Genomic DNA, 13,843 nt, shown 5'->3' with positions numbered 1-13,843 from the left:
GGCCTGCGCAATGCTATGACGGTGCCCGCGCCGGGCAGGCCCCAAGGTGGACCGCCCCAAGAAGCCAGAGGAGGACGACGCGTGGCCTATCCCCTTCCCAATTTCACGACCGACCTGACCTGCCAGACGGCGCTGGTGACGGGCGCCAGTTCGGGCCTGGGCCTGCGCTTTGCCAAGGTGCTGGCGAAGTCGGGCGCCAAGGTGGCGCTGGCCGCGCGGCGCACCGACCGGCTTGAGGCCCTGGCCGCCGAGATCCGCGCCGAGGGCGGCACGGCCCAGGCCTTTGCCCTGGATGCCACGGATGCGCAGGCCTGCATCGACGTGTTCGGCCCGATCCAGGATGCCCTGGGGCCGGTGCAGATCCTGGTCAACAATGCCGGCATTCCCGATGCCCAGCGCGCCCACAAGATGGGCCTGGACCTGATCGACCGGGTGCTGAACATCAATGTCCGCGCGCCCTATGTCCTGAGCTGCGAGATGGCGCGGCGCCTGATGGCGGCGAACCTGCCCGGCCGCATCGTCAACATCGCGTCGTCGGCCGCGTTCCAGTATGGCGGCGGCGGGGCGGCGCTCTATTCCGTCAGCAAGTCGGCGGTGATCCGCATGACCGAAGCCCTGGCCGTCGAATGGGCGCGCAACAACATCAACGTGAACGCGATCGCCCCCGGCGCTTTCGCCTCCGAGATGATGGACGGGATGCTGTCCCGCGTCGGCGACATCACCAAGGGCTTCCCCCGCCAGCGCCTGGGCGATCCGGCGCAGATGGACAGCACGCTGCTGTTCCTGGTCTCCCCGTCGTCGGAGTTCGTGACCGGCACCTATATCCGCATCGACGACGTCCAGAACGGGCGCTGACCACCTGTTTGGAATCCGCAGAAGCGCCAAAATAACCCGCTCATTCCCGCTAAAGCGGGAATCCAGGTCCCAAAGCACCGTCCTTGCGGCCCCTGGACCCCCGCCTTCGCGGGGGTGAACGGACTTTCCAAACGGGCGCTGAGCCGGCCTCAGTCCAGTGCGCGCAGGCGCTGGCGGTCGGCCTCCAGCGTCAGCGCCGCCTCGGCCCGCGCCCGGGCCAGGGCGGCCTGGGCGCGCGCGGCGGCGCGGAAGTCCTCGTCGCCCAGGCGGGACAGGGCCGCCAGACCCTTGTGCAGGCGCAACTGCACCTCGATCATCGCCGCGCCGTCGCGGCCGATCGCCATGAAGGCATCCTCGAACAGATCCGCGCTGGCCAGCGGCGGAACGTGGACGCGGGGGTGTGCCACCTCTGGCCGGTCGGCCCTGGTGCAGCCCGTCGCCCAGCGGCTCATCAGGCGGACGGCGCGGCCGATCACGTCGATGGCCGTACCAGGATCGTTCATCGCAGGGGAGAGCGCGCGCGAGGCGATCTCGCTCAGCACGGCGAGGCCGAAGCGCGGGTCCTGATCGAAGCTGCGTTCCGGGCCGATGGTGAAGGCGGCGCGCACCACCTTCAGCCGACCCGCGTCTGCGCTGTCTGCCCCAGGGCCGATCCAGGCCAGGACGGCGCCGGGATGGACGAAGGCGCCGGGCAGGCGGGCGACGTGGATGTCGGCATCCAGCTCCGCGGCGCAGGCGGCAAGCGCACCCATGTCGATGTGCTGGACATAGCCAATGTCCTGGCCCGCGACCGGGCTGGCGAGGCTCGCCAGATGCTCCGGGGGGTCATACTGGGGCTCACCGCCCAGCCAGGGTTCCTTGAGCCGGGCCTCGATCGCGGCGGCGGTCACGTCCTCCACCCGCTTCGTCGTCTCGCCCACGCGGCCCAGGCCCGTCAGGTGGTCGATCCAGCGCAGGAGCGAGACGACGATGGCCACGATCACGCCGATCGTCACGACGAACAGGATCAGCCGCCCGCGATCGCCATAGGCCCCCGTCTTGAGCACCACGATTCCGACGATGGCGAACAGGAACGAGCCGATGAAGGTCGAGAGCACGTTCTGCGTGGTGCGGTCCTCCACCAGCAGGCGGGTGGCGCGCGGCGTCACGTTGCTTGTCGCCGAGCCATAGGCCGATGTCATGACGCTGAGCGAGAAGGTCGTCACCGCCAGCATGCTGGAGGCCAGGATGTCCAGGATGCTGTCGACCGCGTCGGCCCCGATCCGGCCCGGCAGGTCCCAGGGGATGAAGCGCTCCACGAAGGCCGAAAGCACCGCGGCCAGGATGCCCAGCAGGCCGATCAGGCTGGCACGCACCCACAGCCTGCGCGTCAGCTGCCGCAGCAGCCATTGCCAGCGTGACATGGTCCCCCCATCGCATCCCCAAGGAAGACGGAACACGGAAACGGTCCGGCGGATCCCCGCTTGCCCTGCCTGGAACACGGCCGCCAATCAGCCCATTGTGGGTGGAACGGGCAGGGCGGAGGTGGCGGCGATGGGCGGTCTGGTCAGGGAGGTGAGTGGCGCCCGCGCCCGGCGTGGCGCCGAGGTCCTGCTGGAGATCCTGGAGAGCGAGGGCGTCGAGTACATTTTCGGCAATCCCGGCACGACCGAACTGCCGCTGATGGACGCGCTGCTGCGCACGCCCGGGATCAGCTACATCCTGGCGCTACAGGAGGCGTCGGCCGTCGCGATGGCCGACGGCTATGCCCAGGCCAGCGGCCGGCCCGGTTTCCTGAACCTGCATACGGCGGGCGGCCTGGGCCACGGCATGGGCAACCTGCTCAACGCGGTCGTGTCGCAGACGCCGCTGGTGGTGACGGCGGGGCAGCAGGATTCGCGGCACACCGTGCTCGACCCCCTGCTGTTCGGCGACCTGGTGGCGCTGGCCCGGCCGGCCGTGAAATGGGCGCAGGAAGTGGCCAGCCCCGACCAGTTGCCGATCCTGGTCCGGCGCGCCTTTCACGATGCCAGTGCGGCACCCAGCGGCCCGGTCTTCCTGTCACTGCCCATGGACGTGATGGACGAGATGAGCCGCGTCGGCATTGCCGGGCCATCCGTCATCGACCGGCGAGCGGTGGCGGGGTCGCTGCCGCAGTTGGCCAGCGCGCTGGGCGCCGTCGCGCCCGGCCGACTGGCGCTGATCGCCGGCGACGAGGTCCATGCCAGCGGCGCCGCGGCCGAGGCGGTCGCCCTGGCCGAACTGTTGGGCGCACCGGTCTATGGGTCGTCTTGGCCGTCGCGCATCCCGTTCCCGACGGCGCATCCGCTCTGGGCCGGCAACATGCCGACCACGACGACGGCGATCGCGGACGTGCTGTCGCACTACGATGCCGTCTTTGCCCTGGGCGGCAAGTCGCTGATCACGATCCTCTACACCGAAGGCTCGGCCGTGCCGGAGGGCTGTGCCGTCTACCAGCTGTCGGCGGACGTGCGGGACCTGGGGCGCAGCTACCAGACCAGGCTGTCGGTCGTCGGCGACATCAAGGCCTCGCTCGACGCGCTGCTGCCGCACCTCGCCCAGGCGACGCAGGACGAGCACGGGGCGCACCGCGGGCTGCTGGCGGCGGCAAGGGCGCGGCGACTGGACCAGCGGGCGGGCCTGGAACAGGCGGTTCAGGCGGTGTTCGACGCGCCCGTGATCAAGCCGATCGTGGCGGCACATGAGGTGGTGCGTGCGATCGGCCCCGACATCGCCATCGTGGACGAGGCGGTGGCGACGGCGGCCCATGTGCGGTCGTTCCTGAACAGCAACTCGCCCAGCCAGTACTCCTTCCTGCGCGGCGGGGGTCTGGGCTGGGGCATGCCGGCGGCGGTCGGCTGCTCGCTGGGACGGGGGCGGTCGCCGGTCGTCTGCCTGGTCGGCGACGGGGCCGCCCTCTATTCCCCGCAGGCGATCTGGACGGCCGCGCACGAGAAGCTGCCCATCACCTTCGTCGTGATGAACAACCGCGAATACAACATCCTGAAGAACTTCATGAAGGCGCAGGCGCACTACGAATCGGCCAGGGCCAACCGCTTCATCGCGATGGAATTGAAGGAGCCGGCCATCGACTATGTGGGCCTGGCTCAGTCGATGGGCCTGCCGGCGCACCGGGTGGCGCGGGCCGCCGACCTGGGCCCTGCGGTCGAGGCGGGCATCGCCTCCGGTGTCGCCAACCTGATCGAGGTGATGATCGATCCGGGCTGAGCGCCGGCGCTTTCGGGGCCGGCGCAGCGACGAGCGCTTCCCCTCGTCCTCCAGGCATGGCACGCAAGGGGGACACGCCGGAGGCGGAGGGGTGATGACGGATTTCGAACTGCTGCGGGAGAAGCTGGGCTTTGCGGCGGAGCTGAATGGCCGGATCTGCGCCGTGCTGGCGCAGGATCATCCCGACAAGGCGACCGTGCTGGACAGCCTGGGCGTCGATCCAACGGCGGTGCAGGCCGACGACCTGGTGATCGCCGCGCATTACATGGCGTCGCTGATCGTGCGGGCCGATGGTGGGGCGCCGCGCCAGGCCGAGCGGGTCCTGAGCCTGTTCGACGGGCTGGTGCCGCCGCCCGAGGGCGTCGAGGGGCTGATCCGCCGGGCGGAGCGGGTGCGCGGCTTTTATGACATGCTGATGCATCGCGACGCGCTGCCTACGATCCTGTCGGCGGCGATCGCAGCCGACGTGCTGGAGGGTCGGCTGAGCGGGCCGGCCGACGTCACTGCCATTCCGGATTCGCTGATCGGGTCGGCGTTGTTGTGTCTGACGAGCTTCCTGGACCTGTTCAGCGGCTTTGTCGACGCGGGGCGCCAGGGGCGCTCCTATCGTGCCGACCTGGCGGAATGGCTGAACCGCAGCGTGGCCGTGAAGCTGACCCTGTTCGCGCGCGACTTGCGCAACCTGGGCCGGCAATTGTCGGGCGCGCTGGAGCCGCGCCCCGGACAGGACCCGGCCAAGATCGGCAAGGAGCCGTCGCCGGAGGCCAAGCCGCCTGAGAAGCTGGAAGACGTGATGGCCGAACTGAACGGCCTGATCGGCCTGGAGGCGGTGAAGGCCGAGGTCTCGACCATCGCCAACTTCATCAAGGTCAGGGCCCTGAGAAAGGCCAAGGGCTTGGCCGTGCCGCCGGTCTCGCAACACCTGGTGTTCAGCGGCAATCCGGGGACGGGCAAGACGACGGTCGCACGCCTGCTGTCGCGCATCTACAAGGCGCTGGGCCTGCTGGAGAAGGGGCACCTGGTCGAGGTCGACCGCGCCGGCCTGGTCGCGGGCTATGTCGGACAGACGGCGGGCAAGACCGACGCCGTCGTCAAGAAGGCGCTGGGCGGCGTGCTGTTCATCGACGAGGCCTATGCCCTGGCCGGCGGCGGCGAGAACGACTTCGGGTCGGAGGCGATCGAGACCCTGCTCAAGGCGATGGAGGATCATCGCGAGACGCTGGTCGTGATCGTGGCCGGCTACACGGATGAGATGGCGGCATTCATCGCCAGCAATCCGGGCCTCGATTCCCGCTTCGCCAAGCGGATCGAATTCCCGGACTACAGCGAGGCGGACCTGTTCGCGATCTTCCGCAAGTTCTGCGCCGACAATGCCTATGCCCTGGACGAGGTGTCCGAGCCCGTGGCGCGGCAGGTGATCGACGACCTGTACGCCAATCGCCCGGTCCATTTCGGCAATGCGCGCGCGGTGCGCAACGTCTTCGAGCAGGTGATCGAGAACCACGCCAATCGCGTGGCCGCCATGCCCGACCCGTCGGAGGAGGACCTGTCCCGGCTGACGGCCGAAGACCTGAAGCCCGACGCGGCGGTGCCGGCCCCGCCACCCGTGTGAGCGCCCTGCCGCGGGCGCGCGGCTGTGACGGGGTTGGCGTCGCGGCAACATTGTTTCGCGTTGGCACGGCAAAGGGGACGGCGGGACTTCCACCCCGCGGGATTCGCGGGCAGACTTGCGCACCCGTTCCAGAGAGACGTCGCGATACGCCATGAGCCGGACCAAGTTGCGCGCCTTGCTGTCCCTTGGCTTCTGGCAACCGCCGGGCGATCCGGCCGGCATTTCGCGCGAGGAACTGGAGCGGATCATCGCCGTTCACGGGGGCACGCTGCGCTTCGACCTGGGCATGTTGCCCCTGGTGGAGTTGCAGAGTGTGGAGGATGGAGCCCTGTGCGCGCTGGCGATCGTTGACCGAATTCCGCCCCAGAACGCCGGCCATGGCGGCATGGGGATCCACCTGGGCGATACCCTCGACCCCGAGGGCGGGCCCAGCACCGAGGTGCGCGCCGCCGCAATGATGGCGCAGCGGACACCGCCCGGCCGCATCGGCATCTCGCGCCTGGCCTCGATGCAGATTGCCGGCAAGATGCAGGTGGTCCTGGCCGATGCGGGCGAGGTCGCGGTCCCCGGCATGAACCGTCCGCTGCGCATGGTGACCATGGCCCTGCCCGCGGTCGAAACGCCTGCGGTCGAGGCCCCGGTCGCCGAGCCGCCTCCGGTTGACGCGCCGCCCCCGGTCGAGGCGCCCCCGGTCGAGGTGCCCCTGGTCGAAGCGCCTTCGGTCGAGGTATCCCCTGTCGAGGCGTCGACCGTGAACACGCCGCCGCCCCTGGAGGTGCCGGCGCCGATCGGCACGCCGCCGGGACCGGAAGCGCCACCGCCGATGGAGGTGCCGCCGCCCGTCGAGGCGCCGCCCGCCGAAGTGCCTCCGCCGCTGGAAATTCCCCCGATGGAGGTCCCGCCGCCGGCCGAGGTGCCGCCGCCGCTCGAGCCGCCGCCGCCGGGCCCGGCCGAGGTGCCGCCGCCCATCCCGCAGCCGCCCAGCGCGCCGCCGCCGGTCGAGGCGCCCCCAGTTGAGCCGCCGCCCGTTGAGGCGCCTCCAGCCGGGTCCCCGGCTGTAGAGCCTCCCGCCGTGCAGGCGGTGCTGGAGCCTGCGGCGGACGCGACCGCGCCGGTCATGCCGCCGCCGCTGCCGCCTGAAGTGCAGGCAGAGGCCAGCCCGGGTCCGGCCGTGATCGTCGAGACGCTGCCGACCCAGCCGCCGCCCGTGCCGGAGCCGCCGCCGCTGCCGCCCGTGGAGGCCGCCCCCGCGAGCCTGCCGGATGCCGTGATCGTCGAGTCGGTACCGGTCGTGACCAGCGCGGAGGCGCCCATCGCCCCGGCCCCGCCGATCGAGGAGCCGCCGCCGGCCACGCCGCAGGAGGCGCCGCCCCCGGCCGAGGAGCCGCCGGCCACCCCCGTCCCGGCTGAGGAACCGCCGCCGCCGCCCGAGGCACCGCCTCCCGCGCCGGTCGAGGAACCGCCCGCGGCGGAGATGCAGGCGCCAGAACCCGAGCCGCCGCCAGAGGCCATGCGGGAGCCGGTGCACGCGCCGCGGCCGGACGACGAGGACCGGACGACCATGGCCCTCGCGCCGCCTCCGCCGCCCGCGCCCCCGCCCGTGGCGGACGACGAGGACGGCACCCTGATCGGGGTGCGGACGTCGCTGGGCGTGCGCGGCGTCACGGCGGGCGAGGCCGACGCGGCGCAGCTGGACCGCACCCTGGCCGCGGCGGATGCGGCGATGGCCGCGGGCAAGCCCTATGCCGCGCTCTATGAACTGGACGGCGCCCTGGCCGATGGGCGCGCGCGGGGCGTGCTGGACGGCTCGCTGGCGCGCCTTGCGGCCAAGCGCGAGGCGATCACTGCGACGCTCGGCTTCCCCGGCGACGCGCGCATGGTGGAGGAGGCGGGGAGCAATCCACGCGCCATCCACCTGCTGGTGGGCGGCACCAAGCGGATCGGTCGGGCCGGGACCTCGATCCAGGCCGACATCTCCGTCGGCTTCCGCCTGGTGTCGCGGGCCGATCGGCAGACGCGGATCACTGCGATGCGCGACGGCTATGTGATCGAGGACCTGGGCGGCACCAATGCCGCGTGCCTGGCCGGCCGGGTGCTGGACGCCGGGCGCAAGGTCGTGGTCGACGACGGTGGACCCGGGCCCAACCTGCTGAGCCTGGGCGGCGTGCGCGAGCCGCTGGAGGAAGGCGATTGCCGCTTCGAGTTGCTGCGCCGGCGCGGCCACCTGATCCTGACGCTGACCTTTGCCCACCTGGACGATGCAGGCCTGGTGCGCCTGGCCGAGCATTGGGAGAACTGGCGCAGTGACGCGGGGGCCACCTGGATCATGGTCGGTGGCCCGATCGTGCTGGGCACGGGGGAGGAGGCCGACCTGCGCCTGGACGAAGGCGAGGGGCGGATCGCGCGCATCGACCACCTGGGCGGCAGCTACAGCCTGACCCCGCTCGACGGCGACGTCCTGGTTGACGACGTGCCCGTCCTGGCCACCGTCCGGTTGCGTGACGGATGCCGCATTGCGCTTGGTGGAGAAGTCTTTAGTTTCCGCTCTACGGGAGCTTAAAGGGGTACCATGGCGCAGAGCCGCATCTCGGTCATCATGACCATTGTGCCTCCGTCTGGGGGCAAGTTGCCGGTTGAGCCTGTCGAGGCGGTGGCCGAGCGGCATTTCGGGCGGGTCTTCATCGATGGCGACACCCGCATCGGGGTGGAGTTCGTGGCGCCGGGCGATGCCCTGGCCTGCGCTCTGGCCCTGCAGGGGCCGCTGCGGGGGGGTACGGCCGGCGCGGTCGGCATCGATCTGGGCGACGTCCAGGGCGACGGCGACGCGCTTGGGGGACCGGCGGTCGAGCAGTCCCTGGCCCTGGCCACGTTGATCGGCTCGGGCGTTGCCCTGTCCGACGCGGTCTTCGAACTGGCCGACCCGGCGCCCGAACTGGTGTTCGAGGATGCCGGGGAAAAGGTCCTGGTGCCCGGCCAGCCGGCGACGCATGTGCATCGCCTGTCCGCTGTCACCCTGGCCAAGGCGCTGCTGGACGCTTCTGCCGCGCCCAAGGCGGCGCCCGTCGCCGCACCCGCCCCGGAAGGGCCGGCCGACAGCGACGCCACCATGGTGATGATGCCGCCGCCCTCGGTATCGCGCGACGACTCGCTGAAGATGCGGGCCGAGCCCGAGGAAGAGGAGCCGCCCACCGGGACCGTCTCCACCGGCGAGAAGATCGTCAAGATCCTGACCTTTGGCCTGGTCACCCCGGCGGCCGAGCGCGAGGCCAAGGTCCGCGCCCAGGCGCTGAGCGAAATCGAGTCCTTCGAGGCGATCGCCGCCGATTTCCCCAAGCAGGGCAAGCCTTATGAGGCGATCCTGCGCTATGACCGCGCCCTGGAAGTGGCGGACGCGGCCCCCGGCCTGTCGCGCCGCGTGCGCCAGCGCGTGGCCCAGGCCCGGCGCGCGGTCGAGCGCAGCCTGTTCTTCCGCGGACCTGCGCGGATCCGCTTCCAAGGCGCCGAGTACTACGTCCATACCGGACCGCTGCTGCAGATCGGGCGCGACGACGGTCCGGCCGAAGCGGCGCTGGCCGTGCCCTATACCGCGATCTCGCGCCTGGGCCGCCATGCCCAGATCGCGCAGAGCGGCGATGGGTTCACGATCGAGGACGTGGGCAGCAGCAACGGCACCATGCTGGACGGCCGCCTGCTTGCGACGGGGGAGGTGGCCCCGCTGGCGACCGACCAGGTGATTGCGCTGGGTGGCGGCAAGAACCCGCCGCGGCCTGGCCTGGCGCGGCTGAAGCTGCGTGTGGTGAGTGGTGCCTATCCCGCTCTGATCCTGCAGTTCCAGAGCGCCTCAGTCGATCCCCAGGCCAAGGCGCAGGTGGCCCAGACCTGGCCCACGCATGACCGCGATGTCGGCCTGATCCACGTCATGGCGCCGCGCGGCCTGCAGATCGGCACCAGTGACGCCTGCGCCCTGCGGTCGAAGGTGCGCGGCTGGCCTTCCGAGGCGGCCGCCATCACGCTGGGGCCGGAAGGCTATACGCTGAGCCGCGTGGGCAAGGTCGCGCTGAAAGTCGACGGGACGGACGTCGCGGGGACAGTCGCGCTGCGCAACGGCGCGAGCGTAAAGATCGATGCGATCGACCTGACCATTGCGAGCGCCTAGCCCCGGTCCAACGCTCAACAGGAAAGGCGGCGCCGGGTTCCCCCGCGCCGCCTTTTTCGTGCCGGCCTGTGCCGCCAGCGACGGCGGCCAGTCCCGCGTGCCCCGGAATTGACCGCGACACGCAGGTCGGGCGTGCGCCCCTCAGGTCGGGCTCAGGGCAAAGCCTTCGTAGTTGCGCTCCGCCACCTCGTCCAGCTTCTGCTGGTAGACGTCGACCCCGCCTGGATAGGGCATGAACACGCGCGGCTTGCCGGGGACGTTGGCGCCCATGTACCAGGAATTCGCCTCTGGATAGAGGGTCATCGCGGCGACCTCGTTCACGTGGTCGACCCACTGGTCCTCGGCCTCCACCTGTGCCTCGATCGCGCGAACCTGGTGCTGTTCCAGGCGGCCGATGCAGTTGGTGATCCAGTCCACGTGCTGCTCGATCGCCACGATCATGTTGGACAGGACCGAGGGGCTTCCCGGGCCGGTCACGAAGAACAGGTTGGGGAAGCCCGCCGTCTGCAGGCCCAGATAGGTACGGGGCCCCGCCGCCCACTTGTCACGCAGGCGGGCGCCGTCGCGGCCCGTGACGTCGACGCTGAGGATGGCGCCGGTCATGGCGTCGAACCCGGTGGCGAAGACGATGGCGTCGAAGGCGTATTCCTTGCCGCCCGCGACCACCCCGGCCGCAGAGATGCGCTCGATGGGCGTCTCACGCACGTCGACCAGGGTCACGTGCGGCTCGTTGAAGGTCTCGAGATAGTGGGTGTCCAGGCACAGGCGCTTGGCCCCCACGGGATGACCCTGCGGCAGCAGCTTCTCGACCAGGCCGGGGTCCTTGATCGCCTTGGCCATCTGCTCGCGCGCGAAGTCTGAGGCGATGGTGTTCGCCTCCCACGACATGAGAAAGTCCTCATACGCGCCGAGGAAGGCGAAACCGCCCGCGTTCCAGCGCGATTCCAGTTCCTTGCGGATCTCCTCCGGCGTCATGTCGGTCGAGAGACGGTTGTTGTATTCGAACGTGTGCAAGCCGCCCTTGGTCGCGAAGGCGCGGCGCCGTCCCTCCAGCAGAACCTCGCGTCCGGCGGCGATCTCCTCCTCGGTCAGGGGGCGATTGCCGGCGGGCAGCGTGAAGTTGGCGGTGCGCTGGAACACCGTCAGTTCCTTGGCCTGCTTGGCGATCTCGGGGATGGACTGGACCGCGGACGAGCCGGTGCCGATGACGCCGACGCGCAGGCCCGTGAAGTCCACCCCCTCGTGCGGCCAGTCGCCGGTGTGGTAGGTAGCGCCCTTGAAGCTGCCCATGCCGGGGAAGTCGGGGACACGCGCGGCCGACAGGCAGCCGGTCGCCATCACCACGTACTTCGCGCGGACCACATCGCCCCGGCTGGTGCGGACGGTCCAGCGGGCGGTCGCCTGGTCATAGTCGGCGCCCGTCACCTTGGTCTCGAACTGGATGTCGCGCTTCAGGTCGAGCGTGTCGGCGACATAGTTCTGGTAGCGCAGGATTTCGGGCTGGGCGGCATAGCGCTCGGTCCAGGTCCAGCCGCGCTGCACCTCGTCCGAGAAGCCGTACTGGTATTCCAGGCTCTCGACATCGCAGCGGGCGCCCGGATAGCGGTTCCAGTACCAGGTGCCGCCCACGCCCTTGCCCTGCTCAAAGACCTGGACATTCAGGTTCAGGCCACGCAACCGGTGCAGCAGGTACATGCCGGCGAACCCGGCGCCCACCACGACCACGTCCAGATCCCTGCCCACGCCGGTGCCATTCGCGTCTGTCATCACTCCCCCGCATTTTCTGGGTTCTTGTCGGCCGCCTGCGCGGCTCAATGGGACGCATTCTAATCCGGCTTCCGGCGCACCTCCACCACACAAACGGCTTCTGTCGAGAGCGCGAATCCGGTTCCCTGCGGGGGATTGTTCAGACAGGACGCATGACATGTTCGCGAACCCCGTGACCTGGTCCTGGGTCCTGCTTTCGCTGGCCGGGCTGCTGGAGATCGCCTGGCCGATCGCGCTGAAATATTCCGAGGGCTTCACCCGCCCCGTGCCGATCGCCATCTCGCTGGCGCTGGGCCTGGCCAGCTTTGCCCTGCTGGGCGTGGCGACGAAGCACCTGCCGATCGGCACCGCCTATGTCGCGTGGATGGGCTTTGGCGCCGCGGGGGCGGCGATCCTGGGCATGGTCGTGTTCGGCGAGTCGGCCAGCCCCATCAGGCTGGCCTGTGTCGGCCTGGTGATCCTGGGGATCGTCGGCCTGAACCTGACGGGCAACCATTGACGGCGACCCACCGGAAGCGGCCTGGCTGGGGGGATCGCCCAATCCCCCCAGCGTGCTAGACGGGCTCGGGCAGCCGCAGCGCCCGGATCAGGAGCATGCTGTCATAGCCCTGCTCGCGGACGGCCACATCCTGCGACTCGACATTCTGCAGGGCCTCCAGCTTGAACGGTGCCGCCAGCAGCGCCTCGCGCACGCGGCGTTCTGTGGCGAACAGCGTGGGGAAGGTCTGGCCGTCGCACACCCACTGGATGCCGCCCGTCATGACCAGGACGAAGCGGCCGCCCGGCACCAGGACGCGCGCCGCCTCGGCACAGGCCTTGCGGAAGCCCTCCCACGAGTTGATGCACTCGAAGGCGAAGCAGCTCGTCACGAACTCGGTCGAGGCGGTGGCCGCCGGCCAGGTCCGCGTCAGGTCACCCAGGTCCACCCGCTCGACCCGCGCGGCGGTCGCCGCCATGCGGGCCTGCGCCGTCTCCCCCCGGCCGTCGAGGGCGGTCGCGAAGCCTGCGGCATCGAGGATGCCGGGGTCGAAGCGGCCGGCCTTCGCGTCGGCCACGCAGCGCTGCGTGAAGGCGACGCCCGACGGGTTCAGGTCGAAGCCCGACAGGCGGGCGTCGTCCGGATAGAACACGCCCCAATAGAGCAGGGTGGGGCCACAGCCGGCGTCCAGGACGCGCGGCGCGCCGCCCTGGCCGACCGGGATGCGGGTCGAGGCATGAAGGAAGCGCGCCGCCTCGCGGTTCTCATGCCCCAGGGACGAGTAGTACTCGGCCCAATAGGCGCCGGAGGCAAAGACGTCTGCCTCGGGCGCGCGGGCGGGTTCGGGCAGGGGACTCATGGCCCGTCTCCCGATCAGGCACTCATCCGGATCTGCGTCTTGCGCGCCGAGCCGAAGACCGCGGCGTCCAGTTCGGCGAAGAACCGACCATAACATTCCATGTAGGCCAGCACGCCCTGGTGCGCCTGGGCCAGCAGGGCGTCGTCGTCACCGACATAGAGCTGCAGCATCTCGACACCCTGTTCGCGGTGCGAGGTCTCGACATCGTCATGGACCAGCAGGAAGTCCAGGATCATGTCGTTCTCGGACTTCAGGCCGTAGTCGTCGCGGAAGGCGCGGAAGGTTTCCAGGAACACGCCGAAGTCGAGCGGTGCTGTCGTCTCGTTGGCGACGTGGAAGCCAAGCGATTCGATGATCGGCTGCTTGCGGTAGTAGTTCCGGATGACGTCCCGGAATTCGAAGCCGGTCGGCACCACATAGCGCGGGTCGACCAGGTCCTTTCGGGTCATGCCGAAATGGGCCGCCATGTCGGCATAGAGCTCGTGATGGCTGGGCAGCAGCTTGTGCTCGATCTCGTTCAGGCCGTACTCGTCGACGGCAGCGAACAGGATGCGCGCGGCACGGCCCGTGGCGGCAAAGGGATCGATTTCCAGCCACTCGTCCGTGACGCGGCTGGCAAGCGCCAGGATCGAGGGTGGCACCTCGAGGACGAACATCGCCTCAGACGCCAGCAGGGTCCAGAGCTGGGCCTTGGACAAGGGCTGCTGGCGCAATTTTTCGCCAAACGCATTCAGGATGCGGACGGCGTCATGCTGGAACACCGCGTCCTTGAGCGCCGCCACCTTGGCCGACACTGGGATCGGGGCGCTGGTGTACTTCGAGGAGTCGAACGAATTGCCGCGGATATAGCTCAGGTCTGTCATCTCGCCCTCGCACGGTGCGAAGGCG

At 70.1% G+C, this 13,843-nt stretch carries 10 protein-coding genes; 6 read left to right on the top strand and 4 right to left on the bottom strand.

All coding sequences use genetic code 11. From position 1 onward, the window contains the following. Positions 1 to 81 precede the first annotated feature (81 nt). Complete coding sequence (locus ACI6GS_RS19420; RefSeq protein ID WP_439815118.1) at positions 82 to 855, top strand: SDR family NAD(P)-dependent oxidoreductase; 774 nt, start codon at positions 82 to 84, stop codon at positions 853 to 855. A 149-nt stretch (positions 856 to 1,004) separates the two neighbouring features. On the opposite strand, the gene ACI6GS_RS19415 is transcribed toward ACI6GS_RS19420, so the two are convergent. Next, positions 1,005 to 2,258, bottom strand: coding sequence for a DUF2254 domain-containing protein (locus ACI6GS_RS19415; RefSeq protein ID WP_439815117.1), 1,254 nt, complete (start codon positions 2,256 to 2,258; stop codon positions 1,005 to 1,007). A 130-nt stretch (positions 2,259 to 2,388) separates the two neighbouring features. Between ACI6GS_RS19415 and ACI6GS_RS19410 the strand changes: the two genes are divergently transcribed. The 4 genes from ACI6GS_RS19410 (at position 2,389) to ACI6GS_RS19395 (ending at position 9,851) form a co-directional block, all read left to right on the top strand. Beyond that, positions 2,389 to 4,083: a thiamine pyrophosphate-binding protein gene (locus ACI6GS_RS19410; protein ID WP_439815116.1), complete on the top strand. Its 1,695-nt coding sequence runs from the start codon at positions 2,389 to 2,391 to the stop codon at positions 4,081 to 4,083. Positions 4,084 to 4,177: 94 nt separating this feature from the next. Then, positions 4,178 to 5,695, top strand: a complete 1,518-nt coding sequence (locus tag ACI6GS_RS19405) for an AAA family ATPase (protein ID WP_439815115.1) — start codon at positions 4,178 to 4,180, stop codon at positions 5,693 to 5,695. Positions 5,696 to 5,846: 151 nt separating this feature from the next. Next, positions 5,847 to 8,255, top strand: a complete 2,409-nt coding sequence (locus ACI6GS_RS19400) for an FHA domain-containing protein (protein WP_439815114.1) — start codon at positions 5,847 to 5,849, stop codon at positions 8,253 to 8,255. A gap of 66 nt (positions 8,256 to 8,321) precedes the next feature. Beyond that, on the top strand, positions 8,322 to 9,851 hold the full coding sequence (locus tag ACI6GS_RS19395) for an FHA domain-containing protein (RefSeq protein WP_439815113.1): 1,530 nt from the start codon (positions 8,322 to 8,324) through the stop codon (positions 9,849 to 9,851). Positions 9,852 to 9,992: 141 nt separating this feature from the next. Here the strand turns inward: ACI6GS_RS19395 and ACI6GS_RS19390 are convergent, their stop codons facing one another. Continuing rightward, a complete protein-coding gene (locus ACI6GS_RS19390) occupies positions 9,993 to 11,618 on the bottom strand; it encodes a flavin-containing monooxygenase (RefSeq protein ID WP_439815112.1) in 1,626 nt (541 codons plus the stop codon). A 157-nt stretch (positions 11,619 to 11,775) separates the two neighbouring features. Here ACI6GS_RS19390 and ACI6GS_RS19385 point away from each other — a divergent pair, with 157 nt between their 5' ends. Then, positions 11,776 to 12,117: a DMT family transporter gene (locus ACI6GS_RS19385; protein WP_439815111.1), complete on the top strand. Its 342-nt coding sequence runs from the start codon at positions 11,776 to 11,778 to the stop codon at positions 12,115 to 12,117. Positions 12,118 to 12,172: 55 nt separating this feature from the next. Here ACI6GS_RS19385 and ACI6GS_RS19380 read toward each other — a convergent pair whose 3' ends face one another. Continuing rightward, the gene (locus ACI6GS_RS19380; protein WP_439815110.1) at positions 12,173 to 12,955 is read right to left on the bottom strand and encodes a methyltransferase domain-containing protein; all 783 of its coding nucleotides are present in this window, start codon (positions 12,953 to 12,955) and stop codon (positions 12,173 to 12,175) included. Positions 12,956 to 12,969: 14 nt separating this feature from the next. After that, positions 12,970 to 13,818, bottom strand: coding sequence for an iron-containing redox enzyme family protein (locus ACI6GS_RS19375; protein WP_439815109.1), 849 nt, complete (start codon positions 13,816 to 13,818; stop codon positions 12,970 to 12,972). Positions 13,819 to 13,843 lie beyond the last annotated feature (25 nt).

It is taken from the genome of Zavarzinia sp. CC-PAN008 (assembly GCF_051903925.1).
In the GTDB taxonomy this organism is placed as follows: Bacteria; Pseudomonadota; Alphaproteobacteria; order Zavarziniales; family Zavarziniaceae.
This window is presented reverse-complemented; position numbering and strand designations above follow the sequence as displayed.

Excerpts from the sequence above, each read along its gene's own strand:
- ACI6GS_RS19415 (WP_439815117.1), bottom strand. The coding sequence starts at position 2,258 with ATGTCACGCTGGCAATGGCTGCTGCGGCAGCTGACGCGCAGGCTGTGG.
- ACI6GS_RS19410 (WP_439815116.1), top strand. The coding sequence starts at position 2,389 with ATGGGCGGTCTGGTCAGGGAGGTGAGTGGCGCCCGCGCCCGGCGTGGC.
- ACI6GS_RS19405 (WP_439815115.1), top strand. The coding sequence starts at position 4,178 with ATGACGGATTTCGAACTGCTGCGGGAGAAGCTGGGCTTTGCGGCGGAG.
- ACI6GS_RS19400 (WP_439815114.1), top strand. The coding sequence starts at position 5,847 with ATGAGCCGGACCAAGTTGCGCGCCTTGCTGTCCCTTGGCTTCTGGCAA.
- ACI6GS_RS19390 (WP_439815112.1), bottom strand. The coding sequence starts at position 11,618 with ATGACAGACGCGAATGGCACCGGCGTGGGCAGGGATCTGGACGTGGTC.
- ACI6GS_RS19385 (WP_439815111.1), top strand. The coding sequence starts at position 11,776 with ATGTTCGCGAACCCCGTGACCTGGTCCTGGGTCCTGCTTTCGCTGGCC.
- ACI6GS_RS19380 (WP_439815110.1), bottom strand. The coding sequence starts at position 12,955 with ATGAGTCCCCTGCCCGAACCCGCCCGCGCGCCCGAGGCAGACGTCTTT.
- ACI6GS_RS19375 (WP_439815109.1), bottom strand. The coding sequence starts at position 13,818 with ATGACAGACCTGAGCTATATCCGCGGCAATTCGTTCGACTCCTCGAAG.